Here is a 23,510-nt window from a genome sequence, read left to right on the forward strand (position 1 = left end):
CACCGGGACAGCGATAAGGCCGAGGGTAGCATTGCCCCTGTGGGAGCGGGTTTACCCGCGAAGAAGCCAGCACGGCCTCAAGCTTTTCTCAGGCCAGCAACGCCTGCAACGTGGCCAGGTCATCCGCCTCTTCCACAGGCTTATCCTGCCGCCAGCGCAGCATGCGCGGAAAACGCACGGCTATGCCGCTTTTGTGGCGTTTCGACAATGCGATGCCTTCAAAGCCCAGCTCGAACACCAGCGTCGGTGTCACGCTGCGCACCGGGCCGAAGGTTTCCACCGTGGTCTTGCGGATGATGGCGTCCACCTTGCGCATTTCTTCGTCGGTCAGCCCGGAGTAGGCCTTGGCAAAAGGCACCAGTGCACGCCCAGGTGTGCCGACCGGTGCGTCCCAGACCGCGAAGGTATAGTCGCTGTACAGGCTGGCCCGTCTGCCATGACCGCGCTGGGCATAGACCAACACGGCATCGACGCTGAACGGGTCGATCTTCCACTTCCACCAGATGCCCATGTCCTTGGTGCGCCCAACGCCGTAAAGGGCTTCGCGTTGCTTGAGCATCAAGCCCTCGACACCCAGGCTGCGTGATTGCTCGCGTTGGCGTGCAAGGTCGGCCCAGTCGGGGCCTGCAAGCAGGGGCGACAGCAATACCGGGGCAAGCGGGTGGTTCTCCACCAGTTGTTCCAGTTGTCGACGGCGTTGGTACTGAGGCCGGTTGCGCCAGTCCTCGCCTTGCCACTCCAGCAAGTCGTAGGCCTGCAAGACCACAGGTGCGTCGTTCAGCAGTTTTTTACCGAGTGTCTTGCGGCCAAGGCGCTGCTGGAGCAAGGCAAAAGGCTGAACGGCCAGGTCAACAGCGCTGTCGCCTGGCTTCCAGACCAGGATCTCACCATCCAGCACTACGCCGTCGGGTAACATTTGCGCCAGGCTGTGCAGTTCCGGGAAGCGCTCGGTCACCAGCTCTTCGCCACGCGACCACACCCAAAGTTGGCCCTCACGCTTGACCACCTGGGCGCGGATGCCGTCCCACTTCCATTCGATCTGCCAGGCACTCGGCGGCCCCAGCAATGCGTCGAACTGTTCGGTTGGTACTTGCAGCGGGTGAGCCAGGAAGAACGGATAAGGCTGGCCACCGCGCTGGTGGTGTTCTTCAGCCGACTCGGCAGCCACCAGCCGCTGATAGCTGGCTGGCGTGGGGCGGTGGCTGATATCGGTGTAGCCAACCAGCCGTTGGGCCACGCGCTTGGTGTCCAGCCCGGCCAACTGCGCCAGGGCGCGGGTGACCAGCAGCTTGGACACACCCACGCGAAAACTGCCCGTGATCAGTTTCAGGCACAGCATCAGGCTTGGGCGGTCCAGCCGGGCCCACAGCGGTGGAAGGCGCTGCTGGATCTGTTCAGGCGGTAACCCACGCAGGGGGAGCAGGTATTGCTCCACCCAGCAGGCCAAGCCCTCTTCAGTAGCATTGGCGCTCTGGGGAAGTAGCAGCGAAATGGTTTCGGCCAGGTCGCCTACGGCTTGGTAGCTTTCCTCGAACAGCCAGTCTGGCAGCCCGGCCATGGCCATGGCCATTTCCCGCAGGAGGCGAGTAGGCACCAGCTGGCGCGGGCGCCCGCCGGCCAGAAAGTACACCGCCCAGGCCGCATCTTCGGCAGGGGCATTGGCGAAATAGTCGCGCAGTGCCTCGAGCTTGGCGTTGCTGGACGTGGTCGCGTCCAGGCGCAGGTACAACGTGGCGAAGGCTTTCATGGCGTGAGTTCGGCGGTGGCAACGTCGTCCTCGTTGCCGTACTCGGTGACGAAGGCGCGGGCATCGAGGCCTTGTTCATCGAGGTAACGCACCAGCACGTTGACCGAACCGTGGGTGACCATCACCCGCTCGGCGCCGGTCTGGCCGATTGCCCACAGCAGGCCGGGCCAGTCGGCATGGTCCGAGAGCACGAAGCCCCGGTCCACGCCGCGCCGCCGGCGGGTGCCGCGCAACAGCATCCAGCCGCTGGCGAAGGCATCGCTGTACTCGCCGAAGCGGCGCATCCAGCTGCTGCCACCGGCCGAGGGAGGCGCCAGGACCAGGGCCTGGCGCAGGAGAGGGTCATTGCGCGGGATATCGCCGGCATAGCGGGTTTCCGGCAAACGTATGCCGGCGTCTCGGTACACCCGGTTGAGCGGCTCGACCGCGCCATGCACAAGGATCGGGCCGATGCTTTCGTCCAGTCCATGCAGAATCCGCTGGGCCTTGCCGAAGGCATAGCAGAACAACACGCTGGCCTTTCCCTGTTCACTGTTGGCCCGCCACCACGCGTTGATGTCGGCAAAGATCTCGCCCTGGCTGGGCCAGCGGTAGATCGGCAGGCCGAAGGTCGATTCGGTGATGAAGGTGTGGCACGCCACCGGTTCGAAGGGGGTACAGGTGCCATCGGGCTCAACCTTGTAGTCACCGGACGCAACCCAGACTTCACCCTGGTACTCAAGCCGGACCTGCGCCGAGCCCAGTACATGCCCGGCCGGGTGAAGGCTCAGGGTCACCCCGTGGTGCAGCAGGCGCTCGCCGTAGGGCAAGGTCTGCAAGTTGATGTCCTGGCCCAGGCGGCTGCGCAGGATACCGGCGCCTGGGGTGGCGGTCAGGTAGTGGGCGTTGCCGGTCCGTGCGTGATCACCATGGCCGTGGGTGATCACGGCACGGTCCACGGGCCGCCACGGGTCTATGTAGAAATCACCGGGCGGGCAGTACAGGCCTTCGGGGCGTGCGATGACGAGGTCCATGGCATGGGCGCTGGTTTGGAGTTACCAGTTAGGAGCCACGCAGGGGAAAGGAAGTTCGACTGGAAATGCTTGGGGCCGCTTCGCGCCCCGTCGCCGGCAAGCCAGCGCCACCGCGTCGCCTGTTTCGCGGGCGTGCCCGCGAAGGGCTGCAAAGCAGCCCCAAAACAGGCGATGCCGTTTACTTGCCGGGCACCAAGGTCAGTCGCTGGTTGCCATACGCCCGGCCAAAGTTCTGCTGCTGCAGCGGCAGGCTCATGAAGCGCCCTTTGAACCAGGCATCCAGCCCGTCACTGTAATGCGCGCTGGCCGGGTTGCCGGACTGGCCACTGCTGGTCAGCACCTGCAACGGCTCGGCCTGGCCGAAGTCGACGATCATGCGCGCCGAGGCCGGCAGGCGGGTGTCGAAGTCGCTGCCCCAGGCGTAGGGGGTGAGGGCCAGGGTAGTGAAGTCGCCACCTGCGGCCAGCGGCGCACGGTTGAGTGGGTCGCCCAGGCCATGGTAGGCCGGGGCCGGCCAGCGATACTGGTGCAGCTTGCCCCACTGCCAGGCGCGGCGGTCGGCGCCGAGTTGCGTGGTGCCGGCATCTACTGCAGCTGCCAGGCTGCGGGCGAGGATGGCGGGTTTGTCTTCTTTCTGCGGGGTGTTGCGGTCATCCCAGAACGGGCTGTCGTCGCGGCCCAGCAGGTGATCGGCCTGCGCCGAGAACGACAACCGGGCATTGCTGACGAAGGCCTGCCAGGCTGGGCCGGACTCCGGGCCGAGGTCGTCGAGGAACGTCTGCCGCGCAACTTCTTGCAGGAACAGCTCGTACAGCGCGGCATCTGCCGACACCGGGCTCAGGCGGCCGTCGAAGGCCTTGAGCCGGGCCAGTGCGTCACGGGCCTTGTCGCGCTGTGCACCGGGCAGGGCATCAATCGCCTGCTTGAGAGGCTGGGCCATGCCAGGGGCGTCGAACATCTGCTTGAGCTTGTCGGCCAGCAAGGTCACCTGGTCGTTTTGCAGCGCCATCAGGCTGCGGCTGTCGTGGCGGCCATTACCGGCCAGCTGCGCCAGGCGCTCGGCACGCTCAGGGTAGTACCAGGTGCTTGAAAGCTGCATGCCATAACCGCGTGGCAGGCTGCGCTGGTTGGCGTGGCCGATCCAGCCGGCAGGTGGGTCCTGGTCGTAAGGGTGCAGCATCGGGTCGGCATAGCCGTCCCAGTCGTAGCGCCCGTCCCAGCCCGGCGAGGGCAGCAGGCCCTGGCCTTCGCGGCGGTTGGGGTAACGGCCGCTGACCTGCCAGCCGATATGCTCAGGCTCGGCGAACACGAAGTTGAGGGCGGCGGCAGTCACCTCACGGGTGCTGTCGAAAGCGCGCTCCACGTTTTTGGCCCGGGTCAGGTCGAACAATGCATCCAGGCTGCGGTCAGCCTTGTATTGCGGCAAGTTCAGCGCCAGGCCCAGGCTGGCGTTGTCGGGCTGGGCCAACAGGGTGCCGTGGCGGGTGTCGTACATCACTTCGCGCAGCGGGCGCTGGCCACGGACGAAGAAGGTTTCGCTCCGGGGGCGGGCCGGCAGCCATTTGCCATCGGCCAGGTAGCTCAACTGGCTGCCCTGGCGGCGCAGTTGCTCCAGGTACAGGTCCTGGTTGTCGGCCATCACTGCGCTGCTGCTCCACGCCAGCTTGCCGTTGTAGCCGGCCAGCACAATCGGCAGGCCGGGTAACGACAGGCCGGCGACCTGGTACTTGCCGGTATGGATCTGTACCGGGCTCAGGGCCCACGCGGCGCGGCTGTCGCTGGCCAGCAGGCTCTTGCCACTGCGGCTGCGCTGCGGGCCCAGGGCCAGGTTGGCCGAACCCGGGCTGCCGAGCAGGTCGAGGTCGGCCAGCTTCTGGCTGGCAGCGGCCAGTGCTGGCAAGCCCGGCAACTGGCTGGCCAGGTTGAGGCCTTTGAGTTTGTCCACTTCGCCTTCGGCCAACGGCTCGTCCGGGGCGCCGGGCAGCAGCCAGGCCAGTTTGTCGCTGCCGGCCTTCTGCGCCAGGGTCAGGGCGCTGAGTTCTTCCTGCAGGTTCACCGACTGGCTGAACGCGTACAGGCTGAAGATCAGCGCCGAGTCTTCAGGCTTCCAGTACTCCGGGCGATAGCCACTGTTGGCCAGGCCGGCAGGCAGCTTGTCGCGGTAGCGGAACAGGTAGGCATTGACCCCGCGTGCGTACACTTCAAAGAAGCGCTTGAGCCGCGGCGATGCGTCGGCATATTGCTGGGCGGCGCTCTGCTTGAGGTTGGCGGCGCGCATCAGGCGGTCGATGTCCAGCGCGTCGCTGCCGGCAAGTTCCGCCAGACGGCCCTGGGCAAGCAGGCGCATGGCGACCATCTGTTCGATGCGATCACCTGCGTGCACGTAGCCCAGGCTGAACAGCGCGTCATGGAAGCTGCTGCTTTCGATCAGCGGGGCGCCCATGGCGTTGCGGCGCACCGAGACGTTCTGTGCCAGGCCCTTGAGCGGCTGCACGCCGCTGGTCGGTGGCACGCTGTCCTGGTAGCCGCCCGTCTGGCAGCCGGCCAGCCCGAGCATGCCGAGCAGCGTGGCAGCGGTTGCAAACCGCGGGCGGAAGGGAGGAAAGGCGGGGGCGGCCATGGCAAGGGCTCCTGCAGGGCGTGGCGGGTTTCGAAAGGCGCTAAGGTAGTAAGCGCGCAGGCGCCGTGCAAGGTCCGCGGGCGGTTTATTTGCCGACCTTGACTCAAACGTTGAAGTGGTCTGCCAGCGTGTCGGAAAAATGCGTGCAGTTGATCCGTGCATAGCGGCGGTAGTCACGGGTGACGGCGAACGCCGAGCCGGGCATCAGCAGGATCTTGTGTTGTTCCAGTTTGCGCACCAAGGGTTGCAGGTCTGGCAGGTCCGGGTGATAGACCCAGAGGAACATGCCGCCTTGCGGTGCGATTTCAAACTGCCAGCCGCGCTCAACCAGCAACCGTTGGGTCTGCACCTGCTGCCTGATCATGCGCTGCTGCACATCTTTCATATGCCGGGCATAGGTGCCATCCGACAATATAGTGTTGACGAAGCGTTCGCAAAATGCCGGTACCGCAACGCAGGTCAGCAGTTTCAGGCGTGTCAGCGGTTCTATCAGGTCTAGCGAGCAGGCGATGAAACCCACACGCAAGGAGGCAGACAGGCATTTCGAGAAGCTGCCGATATAGATCACCCGGTCCAGGTTATCCAGCTCGGCGAAGGTCTGGCGCACGGCAGGGCTGAAGTCGCCATACACGTCATCTTCGACCACGAAGAACTCATGCTCCACCGCCAGGCGCAGCACGCTGAACGCGTTGTGCGGGCTGATGTTGCTGCCGGTCGGGTTGTGGAACGTGCTGTTGCAGAAGAACGCCCTGACCTTGTTGTGCACCAGGTAGCGCCGCATTTCTTCTACATCCGGCCCATCCTGGGTACGCCGAATGCCGACCACGTGCCCGCCGGCCAGCTGGATGAGCTTGATCAGGTTGCCGTTGCCCGGCTCGTCCACGAAAACGTGATCGCCCGGTTTTATCAGCAGCCGCGCGACCAGGTCCAGGCCTTGGGTGGCGCCCAGCGTGGTCAGCAACTGGTTGGGCCGGACATCGACACGGGTCAGCCGCTTCATGTGCACGCACAGCTGTTTGCGCATGGGCAGGTAGCCCTGGATGTCGCCGTACTCGGCCAGCGAGCTCTGCTCCAGCCGCGCCGTGCGGCGAATGGCCTTGGCCAGCAACTCGGTGTCGCGCCAGGCAGGGGGGAGCCAGCCGCTGCCCAGCTTGGTGTAGTGCTGGCCACCCTGGAGCAATTTGAACAGTGGGTCGCCTGCCATGCACTCGGGTTCGTGGATCACGCCTGTTTGCCGTGACCGGGTCGCGACGAAGTAGCCGCGGCCCGGTGATGCCGTCAATACACCTTCGCTGACCAGCTGGGCATAGGCCGATACCACGTCGTGGTAACTGAATTCGACCGCAGCGGTCAGTTTCCTGATGGAGGGCATGCGCTGCCCGGGCAGCCATTCCCCTGCATCCAGGCGTTGTTTCAACTGGTGATGAAGGCTGCTGGGGTTCATGGCAGGTCTCGAACCGTTAGAAAAAAAAGCCTAACAGTTAACGGAAATGCTTGTCGACTGTTCGTTTGCAAATGGCCAGTACATGCCACTATCCCTGTGTCGGAAGTTTTGGCTGCCCGCAGAGGCAGCACCTTTAGCGTCTGTGCAACCAGACAACTGGATATCGAGCCCATGCACTCTATGGATATGCAATCAGCCGTCATTGCCAGGCTACCTGTGCCTGATGAACTGGAAACATTCAAGGTTGTAAGGAACCTTGTTACATCGGCGCTATTGGAGTGTTGTTCAGTTGATGAATTCGAAGCCTTGAAAGACACCACGGTTATTCAGTGCGTCACCGAACAAGCCCATGCTGATTTGCAGGCTTTTGCCCTGAAGGATCCGGCGGCTGGTCGCGACCTGGTATTTATTGCAAAAACCTACACTTCGTATTCTGCGGTTTTGCATTATCGGCTTGCCCACTGGATCTACAACAATACTGCGGCGGCCTACGGCGCCGGTGGCCAATGCCTGGCGGCGATGATCTCCAGGCGCGGGAAGATGCTCTCGGGAGCGGAGATCCATTTCCGCAGCCGCATCGGTGCGCGCTTCATCATCGACCACGGCATGGGCACGGTCATCGGCGAAACGTCGACCATTGGTGACGATTGCTACGTGCTTGGCGGCGTCACGCTGGGCGCCCGGGGTATCAGTGGCAACCCGTCGAGCCGCAGGCACCCGACCCTGGGCAACGGGGTACAAGTCGGCGCTTTTGCCAGTGTGCTGGGTGCTATCCACGTGGGTGACGGCGCATTTATCGGGCCGGGTTGCATTATTACCAAAGATGTACCAGCCGCTGCCCGGGTACAGGTTAAAACATCATTGCAGGTGGTACTTGAATCATGAACGCTCTGAACTATGAAGTTTTACGCAATACCGAAAAACTGTATTACAAGGACCAATACCTGGCGGGTGCGAATACTCAAGTAACACGGGTGCATGGTGACGGTATCGAATTGCAAAGTACCGTGGCTTATCCGGAAGGTGGCGGTCAGGAAGCTGATATTGGCACCATTGAATTACCGATAGGCACCGTGCGTTTCGTCTGGGTAAAAAAACTGTATGGCAGCCCTATTCGCCTTGAAGGTTTCAAAGGCGGAAAACTCGGTGGGATCATTATTCATAGCGTGCACCCTGATGACCTGCACCTGCTGGATGAGGTCACTGTCGGCATGCCTGCCCGGGTCACTATCGATATCGAACGGCGCGAACGGCTGACGTTGTCCCACAGTGCCAGCCACTTCCTGTATGCCGCTGCCATCGGGCTGCGTGAAGAACTGAAGCAATGGACCATCGGCTGCCACATCAAGGAGGATTCGGCACGTTTCGACTTCCTGGTCGAGGACGCCTTCACAGCCGACGAGGTGGTTGAAATAGAGCGGCGGGCCAATGAACTGATCGGCTGTGATGCGCCCATCGAGCACTATGCGGTCGAGGGCCTGGAAGACGCGCGCCTGTGGACCTACAACGGTATCGAAATTCCGTGTGGTGGCACGCACCTCGATTCACCTCGGCGCATCGGGCGCCTGAGCGTCAGGCGCAAACGCCTGGGCAAAGGCAAGGAACGGCTGATCTGCGCATTCCCCGATGCCGAAGTCGACGTGTCCACCTACCACGAGCACGCACTATGAACAGCACGTTACCGCGGCGCACGTACCTGTACTTCACCGCACAGTCGATCAACCTGACCACTGCCGTCATGTCGGTGACCATGGCCGCCATCGTCGGCGCGGCGCTGGCGCCAGACGCTGCATGGTCGACGGTACCTTACGGTTTTCAGTTTCTGAGCCTGATGCTGGCAACCTACCCGGTTTCCCGGCTGATGAGCCGCATCGGCCGCAAGAAGGCCTTCATGCTGGGCGCAATTCCCTTGGCATTGTCTGGTGTCAGTGGCTTTCTGGCCGTGGAGCATCAGCACTTTGCAACCTTGGTACTCAGCCACTCGGCGTTGGGTGTGTATATCGCCTTTGCCAACTTCAACCGCTTTGCGGCCACCGACAACCTGCCCCAGGCCCTCAAGCCCAAAGCCCTTTCGCTGGTAGTGGCAGGGGGCGTTCTGGCCGCAGTGGTCGGGCCGACGCTTACCGAGTGGCTGCGGGATGTGGGGGGCTACCCACTGTTTTCGCTGTGTTATGCAGCCTTCGTCGGCCTGGCGCTGCTGTCACTGCTGATTGCCTTGTGCCTGCCCGACGATGCCGGCATGGCCCGCGCGGTCAACAGCGCCGCCAAGGCAACTGGCGCGCGGACCGAGCCGCCAAGCCCGAGCGTGGTCGTGGCAATGGCCGTTGCTGCGCTGGGCTATGGGATCATGAACCTGCTGATGATCCAGGCGTCGATGCACATGAAACACATGCATGAGGACTTTTCTGATGTGCGCCTGGCCATCCAGTGGCATGTGATTGCCATGTTCGCCCCGTCGTTCTTCACCGGTGCGATCATCCAGCGGTTAGGCATCAAGACCACTATTTGCGCGGGGCTGGCCCTGTTGGTTGGCTGCTCGGCGCTGAATATCTGGTCGCACAGCTACGCGATGATGACCTTGGCCCTGATTGCCCTGGGGCTGGGGTGGAACCTGACGTACGTGGGCGGCGGCGCTTTGCTGGCCCAGTCGCTGCAGAACAGCCCGGCGGCGATGCAGATGCAGGGCAAGAACGACCTGGCCATTGCCATCTTCGCCACCCTGGGTGCGTTCAGCCCGTCGCTGTTGTTGAGCACGGTCGGCTGGGACGGCACCAACGCCATCTGCATGGCCCTTTGCATCGGGCTGCTGGTTGCCACTGCCGGCCTGCTGCAGAACAAGGCCAGCCTGCATACTTCAATGGAAGGTAGCCGCAAATGAGCGAGCTCATCAGCGTCAGCGATCGCATCTATACCAAGCTGGAGATGAACAACCCGGGTGGGAGCCATAAATACCGGGCAGCGCAGCGTATCGTCGAGCATGCCGTGCGCAATGGCGACATCATTCCCGGGGTAACAACCGTCATCGAAAAAACCGGGGGCAGTTTCGGTTTTGGCTTGCTGGCGGCGTGCCACAAGTATCAGGTCGCCGTGGAGTTGGCGGTTGGGCTGAGTTTCAGCCAGACCAAACGGGATCTGCTTGAGTGTTTTGGTGCCCGGCTGATTGGCAAGGAAATGCTGATCGCTGGCGCCACACCCAAGGATGTAGTGATGCATCACCTGGATAACCAGGCGGCGCTGGGCAAGTCATACTTCTACACCGATCAGTTCAACAACCCGGTGGCCATCGAGGCCCACCGCTACCAGACAGCCAGCGAACTGGCCGTGCAACTGACCAACGCCGGGGCAGGGCGGGAAGTGCTGTTTGTGGGGTGCGCAGGTACAGGTGCCAGTTTCACCGGCATTACCTTGGGGCTTAAAGATCATGGCTTTGAGGTGTCGACGGTGCTGGTCGACCCCAGCGGGTGTGACTCACGGGCAGGGGTGTTTGCCGATCATCGCTTCGAAGGCATGGCGGTGGGCGTATGCCCGCCCTTCATGGACTGGTCGCTGGTGGATGAGCGGGCGCAAGTGCAGCATGCAGAAATGCTGGCCGCACAGCGCTGGTTCTATATGCAAAGTGGCATTTTCGTCGGTAACACCGCCGCTGCCTGCCTCGCCGTTGCCCAGCGTATGGCCCAGCACCCGCGCTATGCCGCGACCACCGTGGTGACCATCGCCTACGACGCCGGCCTCTGGTACCAGGACCTGCTGGGGGCAAGCCGGCGCAAGGCCGCCTAGGGCAAAGCCCGCAGCAGGGGGCGGTCAGATCAGGCGCCGTGGCACTTCTTGAACTTTTTCTCGCTACCGCACGGGCACGGGTCGTTACGGCCAACGTCCTTCAGGGCGTTGCGTACCGGCTCCTGGTGGCCGTGGTTGCAGTGCGGGCCGTGTACATGGCCATGGTCATGGTGGTGATCGTGATCGTGGTTGCAGTCAGGGCCATGAACGTGGGGTTGTTGGGACATTGCAGGGTTACTCCGGGATGTGATCGCCGGGGATTATCTCACCACTGCGCGATAAGTGCAGGTCTCGATGGATGAGCAACCCGGTCGCCAGTTCGCCCTGCAGGGTGTAGTGCAGCGGTTGCCTGCTTCTGAGCAGCTTGGCCAGTGGCTTGAGGTGCTGCCACAGGTTGGTTCGCGCGGTGATCTTGAAGGTGCGCCGGGCATGCCCGCCCACGCTGCGCCATACGCTGGCTTCATCCTGTACCAGCAGCAGGTCGTTGAGCCGTATGGCATACGACAGGTTGCGGATGAACAGGCGGCTGTCATTGGGGTTGTCGACCCGCAGGTGCAGCACGAACTCCTGCTCCAGCAACCTGGCCTTGACCGTTTCGACCTCGACCAGGTGCACCTCGGGTTCGCGCCACTCGTCACCGCCCCAGCTGGCACAGCCCGCCAGCAGCGCCAGCAAGGGCGCGAGCAACAGCAGGCGGGCGCTCATGCCTAGCTACCCACGTAGCTGGCGCAGCATTTCTTGAACTTCTGCCCGCTGGCGCAGGGGCAGGGGTCGTTGCGCCCGGCCTTCAGGCCAACCGTCGGGTCGATGAAGTACCAGCGCCCGCCATGCTGTACGAATGCAGAGCGTTCACGGTGTTGGTGATCGCCCTCCTGGTCGTGCCAGCGCGCTGTGAAGGTTACGAAGCCGTGCTCCGGCTGGCCGCCCAGTACCTCTGCGCTTTCCACCTCCAGGCCCAGCCAGGTGCTCTGCGCGCTCCAGGCAGCCATGCCGGCACGGTCCAGTTCGGCTTGCTGGGCGGGCAGGGTGGTGGCTACCAGGTAGTCGACCAGGCCAAGCACGTAGGCACTGTAGCGTGAGCGCATCAGCGTCTGGGCATCCGGTGCCGGGGTGCCGGCATGGTAATGCCCGCAGCAGGCATCGAGCAGGTTGCCACTGCCACAAGGGCAGACCGAGACACTCATCATCACCACCAGTACTTGCCGAAGTTTTCAGGGTTGGCCCAGAACCTGGCGTTGAGCCAGTCCGGGACTTGCTTGTAGTCATGTAGATCATAGGTGAACAGGCTCAAAACCTGCTGGTCACGGCAGAATTTCTCGCTGGCCGACATGGCAAGGGCGAAAAAGTCGGTGTCCTGCCAACCGCTGGCGGCCAGGTCCGCCAGCACCGCAACCCGGCTGGCGTTGAGGTTGCGAATGCCGCCGAGCAGTTCCAGCCCGGTGCGTTTGGGCAGATGCTCCAGGCAGTCCACCAGTACCGCCAGGTCAAAACGCTGGGCCGCCAGTTCGGCGGGCAGCGGGCCCGGTGCCGCCGTGGCGATGGTCACCTGCGGGTGTGCCTGGGCGAAGCCGTCCAGCGCCGGGAAGCGTGTGCCTACCAGCAGCAGGCGTTGCGGGGTGAAGCGCTCCAGCAAGGCCGCCAAAGCTTGCTGTGGGGTACGTTGGGAGAAACCTTCGGTCATTGCCTGTCCTCATTGAAGTCCTCCAAGACTAGCGGTCCGCAGGCTGCGGGCAAAGAGGCATGTGGCCACGTCGTGGCTTATTGCTGGCAGGGTTGGAATGCGCGGTCTTTACTCCCAGAGATCGGTCTTATGCCGATTCCCCCTAGGAGAAGCAATGAAATGAGCATAGTACGCACAGCGATACCCCTGGTACTGCTCACCAGTGTGTTGACTGGTTGTGCAGGTTTGCAAAAAACCGACTGGCCGAAGTGTGCCGCCGTCGGGGGTGTAGGCGGCGCCGCGTTGGGCGCGATTGAAAGTTCCAGCTGGGCTGGCTGGGGCGCGTTGCTGGGCGGTGGCCTTGCGGCTGGCTACTGCTGGGCCCATGGCGATGGCGACGAAGATGGCGATGGCGTGCCGGACAGCCGGGACAAGTGCCCGGGCACGCCGCGTGGTGTGCAGGTAGATGCCAACGGGTGCCCGCCAGAGCCGGTAGCCGTGGTCGAGGAAGTGGTGGTGCAGAAGGAAGAAGTCATCGTCATCCGTGATGTGCACTTCGAGTTTGACTCTGCGAAGCTGACCGCCCGCGACAAAGAGCGCCTCAATACCATTGCCACGCGCCTGAAGCAGGAAGCGCCATCCGCCCGCCTGAGCGTCAGCGGCCATACCGACAGCGTCGGCTCCGACAGCTACAACCAGAAACTGTCCGAGCGCCGCGCCCACTCGGTGACCGATTACCTGGTCGAGAGCGGCGTACCACGCAGCAGCTTCGTGTCGGTGGTCGGTGCTGGTGAAACCCAGCCGGTGGCAGACAACGCTACAGCCGAAGGGCGTGCCATGAACCGCCGTACCGAGATCAAGATCCAGCGGTAAGACGGCGTGCGCCCGTGCCTTGAGCAGTGGCACGGGCGCGTGTTCATGCCGGTTAGCCGTTTGTGGCCAATGACACAGGAGCATTCAGCATGAGTGTGACGTCGAAGGCGGTATTGCCGCTGTTGGTGGCAGCCAGCCTGCTCGCAGGCTGCGCCACGCACAGTGATGGCAGCGCGCCCCTCAACCAAAGGACCTGGCCTGTATGCAGCCTGCTTGGCGGCCTGGTCGGTGGCGGCCTGGGCGCTATCGAAAGTTCTGCCTGGGCCGCAGGTGTCGGGGCCCTGGGCGCCGTCACCGGGGGGCTGATCTGTTACGCCCAGGATGGTGACGAAGATGGCGACGGTATCTTCGACCGCCGCGATCACTGCCCTGATACCCCGGCCAACACGGCGGTCGACCACATGGGCTGCCCGGTGAAGGAATACCCGACAGCGCCGCCTGCCACTGTGCCCGAACCGTCGCCCGAAGTGATCATCCTGGATGACAACGGCGCGGTGATGTTCGCCTTCGATTCGGCCGACCTGACGCCGGCTGCCCAGCAACGCCTGCAAGGCCTGGTGGCGAAGCTCAATTCACCGACAGTAGCCAAGGTTGCCGTGATCGGGCATACCGACAGCGTCGGCTCCGACAGCTACAACCAGGCGCTTTCCGAGCGCCGTGCCAGCAGCGTGGCCGAATACCTTATCAGCCAGGGGCTGGAGGCGGGCAAGGTCACCAGCCAAGGGCGTGGGGAAAGCGAGCCGATCACCGACAACGAAAGCGAAGAGGGGCGCGCGCGCAACCGACGGGTGGAGCTGCACCTGAACTGAGCGGTGCTGGCGCCTGCCTTGGTATTGCAGTTAATGTTGGCCGCACGGCCCGCTCGAACGGGCCGTCTCGACATAACAACAATCTAATGGGGGCGGGGTATGAAGTTCATCCTGGGCCTGGGCAAGGTCCTGACAGTCGCTTTCTGGGGTGTGGTGTTGTTCAATCAGTTGATGCCACAACCTTTGCCCTTCAATCTGCTGATCAATGCCGCTGGCATCTTCCTGTTCGGCCTGCACCTGCTCGAGGTCCTGTTCTTCAATGGCAGCCTGCGTGGGCGTAGCCACCGCTGGTTCGACCGCTTGCAGATCCTGTTGACGGGTATCTTTCATGTCATGTCCATTCCCCGTGCGCAGGAGGCGCCGCGAAATGCGTAATCTGATGTTGCTGGCCATGTTGGCCGCTCCCCTGGCCCAGGCCGAAAGCCTCGAGGTCGCCGCCAATTCCATGCTGCGCCTGCCCGACAAATCGGCCAGCGTGCACCTCACGCACCTGCGGGTCGCCGATTCGGCTACCCTGCTGCTGCCAGCCTCCCTTGCGCAATTGACGGTCGACCAGCTGGAACTGGGGCGTGATGCGCGTATCGCCATTGCCCCTTCCGACAGCCCGTTATTGATCGAGGCGCGTAGCGCGAGGTTGGGCGAGGGTAGCGAATTCAGTGCCACCGGGTCGGCGGGTAGTTATCAGCGGGCAGCGCGCTCAGGCCGCAGCCTGGACCTGAAACTGGCTGAACTGGATGCCGAGCGGGTGGCGATCGATGCACGCGGTGGCGCGGGCGCGCCGGGTTACGTGGGGCTTGATGGTGGCAACGGCCAGGCTGGGGGCTGTACCTGGGGCCAGGCCAGCCGCGGTGCCAATGGCGATGACGGCGGTAACGGGCACGATGGCGCACCGGGCGGGCGCATTCGCCTGAGCCTGCCGCAGGGCTTCCCACAGGAGCACATCGTGGTGCGCCTGGACGGCGGCGCACCGGGCAAGGCCGGGGCGGCCGGCAAGGCAGGTAAAGGTGGGGCGAGCAAAGGGTGCCTGGTGTACCGCACCGATGCTGGCGCCAATGGCCGGCCGGGGCAGCCCGGCCAGCCTGGTTTGGCGGGGGCTACCGGTGAGTTGATCCTGCAGCGCCTGTGAGATCGAGCGCCGCCCGCGCGGCGCTTCGCGGCACAAGGCCGCTCCCACATTTGTTCCGGGCCAGTTACTCCTGCCACCTGCGCACTCGCCCCAGGTCGCATGGCTGGAGATTGATGAAGAGCAGCGGCGCTGCCAATGTCGAAGGGAACAAACAGGGCGGGCAGTGGGGGGCTCACAGGAGTGATTGGCCCAAAACAAATGTGGGAGCGGCCTTGTGCCGCGAAGCGCCGCGCGGGCGGCGCTCGATCTCACAAGCGCCGCCAAAGGCATGGCGATCACGCGTAGAGCCAGTCAGAACATCAGCCGCGAACTGGCCACCACAACCACGGCCAGGCCCAGCAGTAGGTTGATGCCCACCATCCGCCGGATTCGCCCCAGCACTGCCGCACCGGTCGGCCAGTCCTCGGCCTGCACCGCCGCCTTCAACTCTGGCAGCAGCAACGCCTGAATGCGCATGAACAAGGCAAACATGGCGATACCACCACCAATCATCACTTGCACGTACTTCGGCGCAGTCTCGAAGCCACTGAAGCGCATGTGCAACATGCCGATACCACTTATCGCCAAAATCGCCACGGCCAGCCAGACCCAGCCGAAGAAGCGTCGGAAAACTTCCACCCACAGGCGCAACCGCGCAGGCCCTTCCAGGGCTGCAACCGTTGCCGGGCGCAGCACCAGCCAGGCGAAGAACATGCCGCCGACCCATACCAGGGCAGCCAGAACATGCAGTGTGTAGGGCAGGGCAAAGGCGAGCATCCGGATCTCCATGCGGCATAAAGGGCAATAGCGGGGTATGATAGCCGCCCCATGCGAAACACTGAAAATATATCCAGCCCTCCGGGCACCTGCAGACCATGATCAGCAACGAACTCAAAGCCACCATCCAGGGCGCCTACTCGCGTTTTCTAGAAGCCAAGAGCCTCAAGCCGCGCTATGGCCAGCGCCTGATGATCGCCGAAGTGGCCAAGGTGCTTGGCGACATCGCCTGCGACGACGAAGGCCGCCGTGCCGGCGAGCCTGCCGTGGTGGCGGTCGAGGCAGGCACCGGTACCGGCAAGACGGTGGCCTACAGCCTGGCTGCCATTCCAGCGGCCAAGGCTGCCGGCAAGCGCCTTGTCATCGCCACTGCGACCGTGGCCCTGCAGGAGCAGATTGTCTTCAAGGACCTGCCCGACCTGATGCGCAACAGCGGGCTCAACTTCAGCTTCGCCCTGGCCAAGGGCCGTGGCCGCTATCTGTGCCTGTCCAAGCTCGACATCCTGTTGCAGGAGGGCCACGCCCAGTCGGCCACGGCCCAGTTGTTCGAGGAAGAAGGCTTTCGCATCGAAGTCGACGAGCGCAGCCAGAAGCTGTTCAACAGCATGATCGAGAAGCTTGCCGGCAACCGCTGGGACGGTGACCGTGACAGTTGGCCCGAAGCCCTCGAAGACCAGGACTGGGCACGCCTGACCACCGACCATGGCCAATGCACCGGCCGCCACTGCCCGAACTTCCAGCAGTGCGTGTTCTACAAGGCCCGTGAAGGCATGGGCAAGGTCGACGTGATTGTCACCAACCACGACATGGTGCTGGCCGACCTGGCCCTGGGTGGCGGCGCGGTGTTGCCCGACCCACGCGACACCGTGTACGTATTCGACGAAGGCCACCACCTGCCAGACAAGGCCATTGGCCATTTCGCCCACTATTCGCGCCTGCGCTCCACGTCCGACTGGCTGGAGCAGACGGCCAAGAACCTGACCAAGCTGCTGGCCCAGCACCCGCTACCCGGCGATCTGGGCAAGTACATCGAGCAGGTGCCGGAGCTGGCGCGAGAGGTACGCACCCAGCAGCAGTTCATGTTCACCCTGTGCGAGCAGGTTGCGGACTTCCGCCCCAGCGAGGACACCGAGGGCCGCGAACGCCCGCGCTACCGTTTCGAGGGCGGCGTGGTGCCAGAACAGATCCGCGAAGTGGGCATCGAGCTGAAAAAGGGCTTTGCCCGCCTCAACGACCTGTTCACCCGCCTGGCCGACCTGCTCAAGGAAGGCATGGATGGCGAGGTCAGCATCGGCATCGCCAGCCACCAGGCCGAGGAGTGGTACCCGCTGTTCGGTAGCCTGGTCACGCGTGCCCAGGGCAACTGGGAACTGTGGACGGCCTTTACCGCCGAGGACCCGGAAGACAGCCCGCCCATGGCTCGCTGGCTGACGCTGGCCGAGAGTGGTGCGATGTTCGATATCGAAGTCAACGCCAGCCCCATTCTTGCCGCCGAAATGCTCCGCCGCAGCCTGTGGAGCGTTGCCCACGGTGCGCTGGTGACGTCGGCGACGTTGACCGCGCTGGGTAAATTCGACCGCTTCCGCATGCGCTCCGGCTTGCCGCGCGATGCGGTCACCTGCGTGGTGCCCAGCCCGTTCGTACACGGTGACGCCGGCCTGCTGCGGGTTCCCGACCTCAAGGCAGACCCCCGCGATGCGGCGGCACACACCGCGGCGATCATCCGCGAGCTGCCGAACATTGTCGAAGATGCCCGCGGCGCATTGGTGCTGTTTTCCTCGCGCAAGCAGATGCAGGACGTGTTTGATGGGCTGGACCGTGACTGGCGCAAGCTGGTGCTGATCCAGGGCAACCTGTCCAAGCAGGAAACCCTGAACAAGCACAAGGCGCGGGTCGACGATGGCCAGCACAGCGTACTGTTTGGCCTGGCCAGCTTTGCCGAGGGTGTCGACTTGCCTGGTGCGTACTGCGAGCACGTCGTCATCGCCAAGATTCCCTTTGCCGTTCCCGATGACCCGGTCGAGGCCGCGTTGGCGGAGTGGATCGAGGCACGTGGCGGCAACCCGTTCATGGAAATTGCCGTGCCCGACGCCTCGCTGAAGCTGATCCAGGCCTGCGGCCGCCTGCTGCGTACCGAGCAGGATCGCGGCGTCATCACCTTGCTTGATCGTCGTCTGGTCACCCAGCGCTACGGCAAGGCTATTCTCAACGCGCTGCCGCCATTCCGGCGGGAGATTTCCTGACCGCCGGAGCGATTGCTCCGGCGTACTGTCCATTACTCAGTCTTGGCCCATGAGGGGCCTGAAGGAGAGCCCCAGCCTTATGGTCCGCCACACCCTGCCTGCCGTTTTTGCCCTGTTGTTCAGCTCGCCCTTGCTGGCTGGGCAGCAGACGCTGTTCAGCTTCGTACGCCCGGCCTCGGTGGTCAATGTGGCGACCGAGGATGCCGGCATGCCGCAGTACAACGCGGAGCAAACGGCCGAGGGCGAGGTGCTGCGGCGCGTGGTGTTCAACCCGGCCGAGCGGCCGACCTTGCGCCTGAGCCCGCAAGGCGGGGTGTGGGACTGGTCTGCCGGGCAGTTCCTCACCTTGCGCCTGCAAAGTGCCATGGACTGGGCGCTTACTGTGGATGTTACGGTGCAAGGCAGCGATGGCCGCACATTGACCAGCCGTATCGACCTGCCTGCCGGCCCTGCGCAAACCGTGATGGTGCCCCTGACGGCCAGCTCGCCGCTGAGCCAGGGCATGCGCGCCGGTCCACCCATGCCGTGGAACCATGGCGGTCAACGCCTGCTGTTGACCAGCAGTGCTGGCGCGGTAGACCTCGCGCAGGTGGCGTCGGTCAGCTTGAGCATCCCCAGCCCCAAGGTGGCGCAGAACCTGCTGATAGAGCGGGTGGGTATTCAGGATGACGACCAGGCCTACAAGGCGGCATACCAGGAACTGATCGATGCCTATGGGCAGTCCACTCGCGCCAACTGGCCCGAAAAGGTTGCCAATGACGAGCAGCTCAAGGCGGCCGATGCGCGCGAACAACAACAGCTCAAGGGCTGGCTGGCTGAGCGCGCAAAGCAGCACCTGGACGGATATGGCGGGGTGCTGGCCGGGCCTGCGTTCGAGGCCAAGGGCTTCTTCCGCACCGAAAAGCGTGACGGCCGCTGGTACCTGGTAACGCCAGAGGGGCACCCGTTCTATTCCCTGGGGGTCAACGCAGTAGCCGCAGACGGCGGGCGCACATACGTCGCAGGTCGTGAGGGCATGTTCAAGGCGTTGCCGGGCGAAGGTGATGCACTGGCCGCATTCTATGGCGAAGGCAACAACGACGACGGCAACGCCTCGTCGCAAGGGCGCAACTTCAAGCAAGGGCGTTGGTTCGACTACTACGCCGCCAACCTGCAGCGTACCTACGGCAAACCCTGCCCGCCCGCTGTAGAAGGGCAGCCCGCCAACTGCCCGCCACTGGTGCTCGATGCCGAGCGCTGGCAGGCACATGCCCTCGACCGTTTGCAGGCCTGGGGTTTCAACACGGTCGGCAACTGGAGCGAGCCCGCCCTGGGCCAGGCCAGGCGAATGCCCTACACCCTGCCGCTGTCGATCGTGGGTGATTACGCCAGCATCAGCACCGGCATGGACTGGTGGGGCAGCATGCCCGACCCGTTCGACCCGCGTTTTGCCATGGCTACCGAGCGCGCCGTGGCGATCGCTGCACGTGATCACCGTGACGACCCTTGGCTGATCGGCTACTTCGCCGACAACGAACTGGCCTGGGCTGCACCCGGCAATGACCCCAAAGCCCGTTATGGCCTGGCCTACGGCACCTTGCGCCTGACCACCGATGTGCCAGCCAAGCGCGCCTTCCTCAAGCAGCTTCGCGACAAGTACCGCAACCAGCAAGGGCTTTCCAAGGCCTGGGGCATTGAACTGACCGCTTGGGAACTGATGGAAGACCCAGGCTTCGAGGCGCCGTTGCCCAACCCCGAGCACCCGGAAATCGAGCGTGACTACCAGCACTTCCAACAGGTATTCGCCGAGACCTACTTCAAGACCATTGCCGATTCCTTGAAGTGGCATGCCCCCAATCACCTGCTGCTCGGCGGCCGCTATGCGGTCAGCACGCCGGAGGCCGTCAAGGCCTGTGCCGAGTTCTGCGATGTGCTCAGCTTCAACTTCTATACCCTCAAGCCGCAGGACGGCTACGACTTCGCCCGGCTTGCGGAGCTGGACAAGCCGGTGCTGGTATCCGAGTTCCAGTTCGGTTCGCGTGACCGCGGGCCGTTCTGGCCGGGGCCACTGGAGCTGGCGCGGGAAGAAGACCGTGGCCCGGCCTACGGCAACTTCCTCAAGGCAGCCCTGGCGCAGCCGATGATCGTGGGTGCGCACTGGTTCCAGTACCTCGACCAGCCAGCCAGCGGCCGCCTGCTCGACGGCGAGAACGGGCACCTCGGGCTGGTAGCCATCACCGATGTGCCGTACCTGGGGTTTGTCGATGCCGTGCGCAAGAGCAACCTGCAGGCCATGGAGCAATTGCGCGCCCAGCTGGAAAAACCGGCTCCCTGAGCACAGGCTACCGTTCGTCGCGACCATTTGGCCCAAGCCAGTTTGCAAAACACCCAACTACTGAAACAATGCACACCTTTTTTGGACATGGTCGTACGGGGTACAGCGGGTGCAGATCCAGGGTCACTATGAGCTGAAGTTCGAAGCCGTGCGCGAAGCCTTTGCTGCGCTGTTCGATGATCCCCAGGAGCGTGGCGCGGCGCTGTGCATCCAGGTCGGTGGCGAAACTGTTGTCGACCTGTGGGCCGGCAGTGCTGACAAGGATGGCCAGCAGGCCTGGCATAGCGACACTATCGCCAACCTGTTTTCCTGTACCAAGACATTCACCGCCGTTACCGCCCTGCAACTGGTAGGCGAGGGCAAGCTGGCCCTGGATGCCCCGGTGGCCAATTACTGGCCTGAGTTCGCCCAGGCCGGCAAGCAGTCGATCACCTTGCGCCAATTGCTCAGCCACCGTGCCGGCTTGCCGGCCATCCGTGAGCTGCTGCCAGCCGAAGCGCTGTATGACTGGCAGGCCATGGTCGATGCCCTGGCGGCTGAAACGCCCTGGTGGACACCCGGTAGCGAACACGGGTATGCCGCCATTACCTACGGCTGGCTGATCGGCGAACTGATCCGCCGCGCCGATGGCCGTGGCCCTGGCGACTCGATCGTGGCGCGTACTGCGCGCCCGCTGGGGCTGGACTTCCATGTCGGCCTGGCAGACGAAGAGTTCTATCGCGTGGCGCATATCGCCCGTGGCAAAGGTAACCCCGGGGACGCCGCAGCGCAGCGCTTGCTGCAAGTGACCATGCGTGAACCCGAGGCATTGTCGACCCGTGCCTTCACCAACCCGCCGGCGATCCTGACCAGCACCAACAAGCCCGAATGGCGGCGCATGCAGCAGCCAGCGGCCAATGGCCATGGCAATGCACGCAGCCTGGCGGGCTTCTATGCCGGCTTGCTCGAAGGCAGCCTGCTGGAATCCGAACTGCTCGACGAACTGACCCGCGAGCACAGCATCGGTCAGGACCGTACCTTGCTTACCCAGACCCGTTTTGGCCTGGGCTGCATGCTCGACCAGCCTGACGTGGCCAATGCCACCTTTGGCCTCGGTGCTCGTGCGTTTGGCCATCCTGGTGCCGGTGGTTCGGTGGGTTTTGCCGACCCTGAGCACGATGTGGCCTTCGGTTTCGTGGTCAATACGCTCGGCCCATACGTGCTCATGGACCCACGCGCACAGAAACTGGTACGCGTTCTTGCCACTTGCCTTTGATCGGGTAATGCGGGTAATGCCCCACCCCTTTGTCTATCCTCAATGCCAACGCCTGAAGTGTGTGGGCAAAATTTCTTTCAATTTCATGGTGTATCGCTGATGTCTTCACATAAAACCTTAGCACTCGCCCTGTGCCTGACCGCCGTAACGGGCTGCGCCAGCCACTCCCCGGACGGTTCGAAGGAAGGTGGCTCCAGCTGGTGGCCTTTCGGTTCGGACAAGGTTGCCGAGCAGGAAGTGAAGGCAGCTGTCACTGAAAACGTGGCCAAAGCCGATGCCAAGTCCGAAAGTGCCAGCCGCTGGTGGTGGCCGTTCGGTGGCGACGACAAGCAAGCCAAAGGGCCGGTCGTGCCGAAGATCGACCAGAAGGCTACCCAGGCCTGGCTGGACGAGTACGAACCCAAGCTGCGCGAAGCGATCAAGGACAGCAAGCTGGAGCTGGAGCGTCGCGACAATGTGCTGGCGGTAACCCTGCCGGTGGACAGCTCGTACAACCCCGATCGTCCGAACATGCTGCTGCCCATGACCCTCGGCCCGATTACCCGCGTGGCCAAGGCGGTCGAAGGTGACCCCAAGACTGCCGTACTGGTACTCGGCCATGCCGACACCAGCGGTGTCGCTGCTGCCAATCAGAAACTCAGCCTGGAGCGTGCCGCTTCGGTATCGGCAATTTTCCGTCTTAGCGGCCTGCAGCGTGACCGCCTGACCCTCAAGGGCATGGGCTCGGTGATGCCGCGTGCCGCCAACGACAGTGCTGAAGGTCGTGCCTTGAACCGTCGTGTTGAAATGCTGCTGACCCCGCAGAACACCATGGTCGCACTGCTGGCCAAGTACCAGCAGGCTGCCCCGGCGCCAGTGCCGGCATCGATGGTTGCGGTGCAGGATGCCAAGGCGCCAGCGGCCAAGGCCACCGACAGCAAGCCGGCCGCCAAGGCTGCTGTGAAAAAGCCGGTAGCCAAAGCCAAGGCCCCAGCCAAGACTGCGGCCAAGAAAAAAGCTGCGCCGGCCAAGCCCGCCGCCAAGAAAGCTACCGCTGACAAGAAAGTAGCTGCCAACAGCCCTGCGAAGACCAACTGATCGTCAAGGAACGCAGCAATGACCCAATCCCTGGCCGATATGCGCCGCGACTACACCCGTGATGGCCTGGCTGAAGCCCAGGCCCCGGGGGAGCCGTTTGCGCTGTTCAACCAATGGTTTGCCGATGCGGTGACAACCGAGCAGGCGCCGGTAGAAGCCAACGCCATGACCTTGGCCACTGTCGATGGCCAAGGCCGTCCCCACTGTCGCGTACTGTTGCTGAAGGGGCTCGATGAGCAGGGCTTTACCTTCTTCACCAACTACGACAGCGCCAAGGGCCAGCAACTGCAGGCCAACCCCTTCGCCGCCATGACGTTCTTCTGGCCGGCGCTGGAGCGCCAGGTGCGCATCGAAGGGCGTGTGGAAAAGGTAACGGCCAAGGAGTCGGACGACTACTACCAGGTGCGCCCGCTGGGTAGCCGCCTGGGGGCCTGGGCGTCGCCGCAGAGTCGGGTGATTGCTGGTCGTGAAGAGCTGGAGGGCCTGGTCAAGGCTACCGAAGCACGCTTCTCCGATACCCAGCCGCATTGCCCTGAGCATTGGGGGGGGTATCGTTTGTTGCCTGAGCGTATCGAGTTCTGGCAGGGTCGGGCGAGCCGCCTGCATGACCGGCTGAATTACCGTTTGGTTGATGGGCAATGGCTGCGGGAGCGACTGGCGCCCTGAGATTGTCGGGGCCGCTTTGCGGCCCTTTCGCGACACAAGGCCGCTCCTTGTATCTCGACTTTCGCCTCTCAAAAGGCGAAAGTTCTCGACTGATCATCGAGGGAAGGCCTTGAAGCCGAGCCGCTCCAAG

22 protein-coding genes are annotated in these 23,510 nt (G+C 63.6%); 13 read left to right on the forward strand and 9 right to left on the reverse strand.

Annotated features, from left to right (window positions below):
• Positions 1-88 precede the first annotated feature (88 nt).
• The 4 genes from ACIQUI_RS02780 to ACIQUI_RS02795 form a co-directional block, all read right to left on the reverse strand.
• On the reverse strand, positions 89-1,747 hold the full coding sequence (locus ACIQUI_RS02780; RefSeq protein ID WP_403194767.1) for an ATP-dependent DNA ligase: 1,659 nt from the start codon (positions 1,745-1,747) through the stop codon (positions 89-91).
• On the reverse strand, positions 1,744-2,760 hold the full coding sequence (locus tag ACIQUI_RS02785; protein WP_403194769.1) for a ligase-associated DNA damage response exonuclease: 1,017 nt from the start codon (positions 2,758-2,760) through the stop codon (positions 1,744-1,746). The genes ACIQUI_RS02780 and ACIQUI_RS02785 overlap by 4 nt, the downstream gene beginning before the upstream one ends.
• 178 nt (positions 2,761-2,938) lie before the next feature.
• Positions 2,939-5,380: a penicillin acylase family protein gene (locus tag ACIQUI_RS02790; RefSeq protein WP_403194771.1), complete on the reverse strand. Its 2,442-nt coding sequence runs from the start codon at positions 5,378-5,380 to the stop codon at positions 2,939-2,941.
• 103 nt (positions 5,381-5,483) lie between these two features.
• A complete protein-coding gene (locus tag ACIQUI_RS02795; RefSeq protein ID WP_403194773.1) occupies positions 5,484-6,824 on the reverse strand; it encodes a PLP-dependent aminotransferase family protein in 1,341 nt (446 codons plus the stop codon).
• Positions 6,825-6,995: 171 nt separating this feature from the next.
• On the opposite strand from ACIQUI_RS02795, the gene ACIQUI_RS02800 reads away from it, so the two are divergent.
• Genes ACIQUI_RS02800 through ACIQUI_RS02815 form a run of 4 tightly spaced genes read left to right on the forward strand, consistent with a single transcriptional unit; the run spans position 6,996 to position 10,601 of the window.
• Positions 6,996-7,709: a serine O-acetyltransferase gene (locus ACIQUI_RS02800; protein ID WP_403194775.1), complete on the forward strand. Its 714-nt coding sequence runs from the start codon at positions 6,996-6,998 to the stop codon at positions 7,707-7,709.
• Entirely contained in the window at positions 7,706-8,494 is a 789-nt protein-coding gene (locus tag ACIQUI_RS02805) for an alanyl-tRNA editing protein (RefSeq protein ID WP_403194777.1), read from the forward strand. Before ACIQUI_RS02800 ends, ACIQUI_RS02805 begins: the two co-directional genes overlap by 4 nt.
• The gene (locus ACIQUI_RS02810) at positions 8,491-9,702 is read left to right on the forward strand and encodes an MFS transporter (protein WP_403194779.1); all 1,212 of its coding nucleotides are present in this window, start codon (positions 8,491-8,493) and stop codon (positions 9,700-9,702) included. The genes ACIQUI_RS02805 and ACIQUI_RS02810 overlap by 4 nt, the downstream gene beginning before the upstream one ends.
• Positions 9,699-10,601, forward strand: a complete 903-nt coding sequence (locus ACIQUI_RS02815) for a pyridoxal-phosphate dependent enzyme (RefSeq protein ID WP_403194781.1) — start codon at positions 9,699-9,701, stop codon at positions 10,599-10,601. Before ACIQUI_RS02810 ends, ACIQUI_RS02815 begins: the two co-directional genes overlap by 4 nt.
• Positions 10,602-10,630: 29 nt before the next feature.
• Here ACIQUI_RS02815 and ACIQUI_RS02820 read toward each other — a convergent pair whose 3' ends face one another.
• From ACIQUI_RS02820 to ACIQUI_RS02835, 4 genes are read right to left on the reverse strand one after another with little or no spacing between them, the layout of a single operon-like run.
• Positions 10,631-10,828, reverse strand: a complete 198-nt coding sequence (locus ACIQUI_RS02820) for an SEC-C metal-binding domain-containing protein (RefSeq protein ID WP_009684590.1) — start codon at positions 10,826-10,828, stop codon at positions 10,631-10,633.
• A gap of 7 nt (positions 10,829-10,835) precedes the next feature.
• Positions 10,836-11,306: an LEA type 2 family protein gene (locus ACIQUI_RS02825; protein WP_403194783.1), complete on the reverse strand. Its 471-nt coding sequence runs from the start codon at positions 11,304-11,306 to the stop codon at positions 10,836-10,838.
• A gap of 2 nt (positions 11,307-11,308) precedes the next feature.
• Positions 11,309-11,785, reverse strand: coding sequence for a YchJ family protein (locus ACIQUI_RS02830; protein WP_403194785.1), 477 nt, complete (start codon positions 11,783-11,785; stop codon positions 11,309-11,311).
• A gap of 2 nt (positions 11,786-11,787) precedes the next feature.
• Positions 11,788-12,282, reverse strand: coding sequence for a DUF6231 family protein (locus ACIQUI_RS02835; protein WP_403194787.1), 495 nt, complete (start codon positions 12,280-12,282; stop codon positions 11,788-11,790).
• Between the two features lie 159 nt (positions 12,283-12,441).
• Here ACIQUI_RS02835 and ACIQUI_RS02840 point away from each other — a divergent pair, with 159 nt between their 5' ends.
• The 4 genes from ACIQUI_RS02840 (at position 12,442) to ACIQUI_RS02855 (ending at position 15,069) form a co-directional block, all read left to right on the forward strand.
• Positions 12,442-13,134: an OmpA family protein gene (locus tag ACIQUI_RS02840; RefSeq protein WP_403194788.1), complete on the forward strand. Its 693-nt coding sequence runs from the start codon at positions 12,442-12,444 to the stop codon at positions 13,132-13,134.
• Positions 13,135-13,223: 89 nt separating this feature from the next.
• A complete protein-coding gene (locus tag ACIQUI_RS02845; protein ID WP_403194790.1) occupies positions 13,224-13,943 on the forward strand; it encodes an OmpA family protein in 720 nt (239 codons plus the stop codon).
• Between the two features lie 99 nt (positions 13,944-14,042).
• Complete coding sequence (locus ACIQUI_RS02850; RefSeq protein WP_012273852.1) at positions 14,043-14,318, forward strand: DUF1145 domain-containing protein; 276 nt, start codon at positions 14,043-14,045, stop codon at positions 14,316-14,318.
• Positions 14,311-15,069, forward strand: coding sequence for a collagen-like protein (locus ACIQUI_RS02855; RefSeq protein WP_403194792.1), 759 nt, complete (start codon positions 14,311-14,313; stop codon positions 15,067-15,069). Before ACIQUI_RS02850 ends, ACIQUI_RS02855 begins: the two co-directional genes overlap by 8 nt.
• 291 nt (positions 15,070-15,360) lie before the next feature.
• Here ACIQUI_RS02855 and ACIQUI_RS02860 read toward each other — a convergent pair whose 3' ends face one another.
• Positions 15,361-15,825 carry a CopD family protein gene (locus tag ACIQUI_RS02860; protein ID WP_403194794.1) on the reverse strand — a complete coding sequence of 155 codons (465 nt, stop codon included), beginning with the start codon at positions 15,823-15,825 and terminating at the stop codon, positions 15,361-15,363.
• A gap of 98 nt (positions 15,826-15,923) precedes the next feature.
• Here ACIQUI_RS02860 and dinG point away from each other — a divergent pair, with 98 nt between their 5' ends.
• From dinG to pdxH, 5 genes are all read left to right on the forward strand, one after another.
• Complete coding sequence (gene dinG / locus ACIQUI_RS02865; RefSeq protein WP_403194796.1) at positions 15,924-18,068, forward strand: ATP-dependent DNA helicase DinG; 2,145 nt, start codon at positions 15,924-15,926, stop codon at positions 18,066-18,068.
• A 79-nt stretch (positions 18,069-18,147) separates the two neighbouring features.
• A complete protein-coding gene (locus ACIQUI_RS02870) occupies positions 18,148-20,382 on the forward strand; it encodes a beta-galactosidase (protein ID WP_403194798.1) in 2,235 nt (744 codons plus the stop codon).
• 109 nt (positions 20,383-20,491) lie between these two features.
• Positions 20,492-21,637, forward strand: coding sequence for a serine hydrolase domain-containing protein (locus tag ACIQUI_RS02875; RefSeq protein ID WP_403194800.1), 1,146 nt, complete (start codon positions 20,492-20,494; stop codon positions 21,635-21,637).
• Between the two features lie 99 nt (positions 21,638-21,736).
• Positions 21,737-22,714 carry an OmpA family protein gene (locus ACIQUI_RS02880; protein ID WP_403194802.1) on the forward strand — a complete coding sequence of 326 codons (978 nt, stop codon included), beginning with the start codon at positions 21,737-21,739 and terminating at the stop codon, positions 22,712-22,714.
• Between the two features lie 18 nt (positions 22,715-22,732).
• Positions 22,733-23,380 (forward strand): pyridoxamine 5'-phosphate oxidase, encoded by a 648-nt coding sequence (gene pdxH / locus ACIQUI_RS02885; protein ID WP_403194804.1) that lies wholly within the window; start codon positions 22,733-22,735, stop codon positions 23,378-23,380.
• Positions 23,381-23,510: the final 130 nt, after the last annotated feature.

This window comes from Pseudomonas sp. NPDC090592 (assembly GCF_044769185.1).
In the GTDB taxonomy this organism is placed as follows: Bacteria; Pseudomonadota; Gammaproteobacteria; order Pseudomonadales; family Pseudomonadaceae; genus Aquipseudomonas.

Bases quoted from the DNA above. Each gene is read 5' to 3' on its own strand.
- ACIQUI_RS02780 (WP_403194767.1), bottom strand. From the start codon at position 1,747: ATGAAAGCCTTCGCCACGTTGTACCTGCGCCTGGACGCGACCACGTCC.
- ACIQUI_RS02785 (WP_403194769.1), bottom strand. From the start codon at position 2,760: ATGGACCTCGTCATCGCACGCCCCGAAGGCCTGTACTGCCCGCCCGGT.
- ACIQUI_RS02790 (WP_403194771.1), bottom strand. From the start codon at position 5,380: ATGGCCGCCCCCGCCTTTCCTCCCTTCCGCCCGCGGTTTGCAACCGCT.
- ACIQUI_RS02795 (WP_403194773.1), bottom strand. From the start codon at position 6,824: ATGAACCCCAGCAGCCTTCATCACCAGTTGAAACAACGCCTGGATGCA.
- ACIQUI_RS02800 (WP_403194775.1), top strand. From the start codon at position 6,996: ATGCACTCTATGGATATGCAATCAGCCGTCATTGCCAGGCTACCTGTG.
- ACIQUI_RS02805 (WP_403194777.1), top strand. From the start codon at position 7,706: ATGAACGCTCTGAACTATGAAGTTTTACGCAATACCGAAAAACTGTAT.
- ACIQUI_RS02810 (WP_403194779.1), top strand. From the start codon at position 8,491: ATGAACAGCACGTTACCGCGGCGCACGTACCTGTACTTCACCGCACAG.
- ACIQUI_RS02815 (WP_403194781.1), top strand. From the start codon at position 9,699: ATGAGCGAGCTCATCAGCGTCAGCGATCGCATCTATACCAAGCTGGAG.
- ACIQUI_RS02820 (WP_009684590.1), bottom strand. From the start codon at position 10,828: ATGTCCCAACAACCCCACGTTCATGGCCCTGACTGCAACCACGATCAC.
- ACIQUI_RS02825 (WP_403194783.1), bottom strand. From the start codon at position 11,306: ATGAGCGCCCGCCTGCTGTTGCTCGCGCCCTTGCTGGCGCTGCTGGCG.
- ACIQUI_RS02830 (WP_403194785.1), bottom strand. From the start codon at position 11,785: ATGAGTGTCTCGGTCTGCCCTTGTGGCAGTGGCAACCTGCTCGATGCC.
- ACIQUI_RS02835 (WP_403194787.1), bottom strand. From the start codon at position 12,282: ATGACCGAAGGTTTCTCCCAACGTACCCCACAGCAAGCTTTGGCGGCC.
- ACIQUI_RS02840 (WP_403194788.1), top strand. From the start codon at position 12,442: ATGAGCATAGTACGCACAGCGATACCCCTGGTACTGCTCACCAGTGTG.
- ACIQUI_RS02845 (WP_403194790.1), top strand. From the start codon at position 13,224: ATGAGTGTGACGTCGAAGGCGGTATTGCCGCTGTTGGTGGCAGCCAGC.
- ACIQUI_RS02850 (WP_012273852.1), top strand. From the start codon at position 14,043: ATGAAGTTCATCCTGGGCCTGGGCAAGGTCCTGACAGTCGCTTTCTGG.
- ACIQUI_RS02855 (WP_403194792.1), top strand. From the start codon at position 14,311: ATGCGTAATCTGATGTTGCTGGCCATGTTGGCCGCTCCCCTGGCCCAG.
- ACIQUI_RS02860 (WP_403194794.1), bottom strand. From the start codon at position 15,825: ATGCTCGCCTTTGCCCTGCCCTACACACTGCATGTTCTGGCTGCCCTG.
- dinG (WP_403194796.1), top strand. From the start codon at position 15,924: ATGATCAGCAACGAACTCAAAGCCACCATCCAGGGCGCCTACTCGCGT.
- ACIQUI_RS02870 (WP_403194798.1), top strand. From the start codon at position 18,148: ATGGTCCGCCACACCCTGCCTGCCGTTTTTGCCCTGTTGTTCAGCTCG.
- ACIQUI_RS02880 (WP_403194802.1), top strand. From the start codon at position 21,737: ATGTCTTCACATAAAACCTTAGCACTCGCCCTGTGCCTGACCGCCGTA.
- pdxH (WP_403194804.1), top strand. From the start codon at position 22,733: ATGACCCAATCCCTGGCCGATATGCGCCGCGACTACACCCGTGATGGC.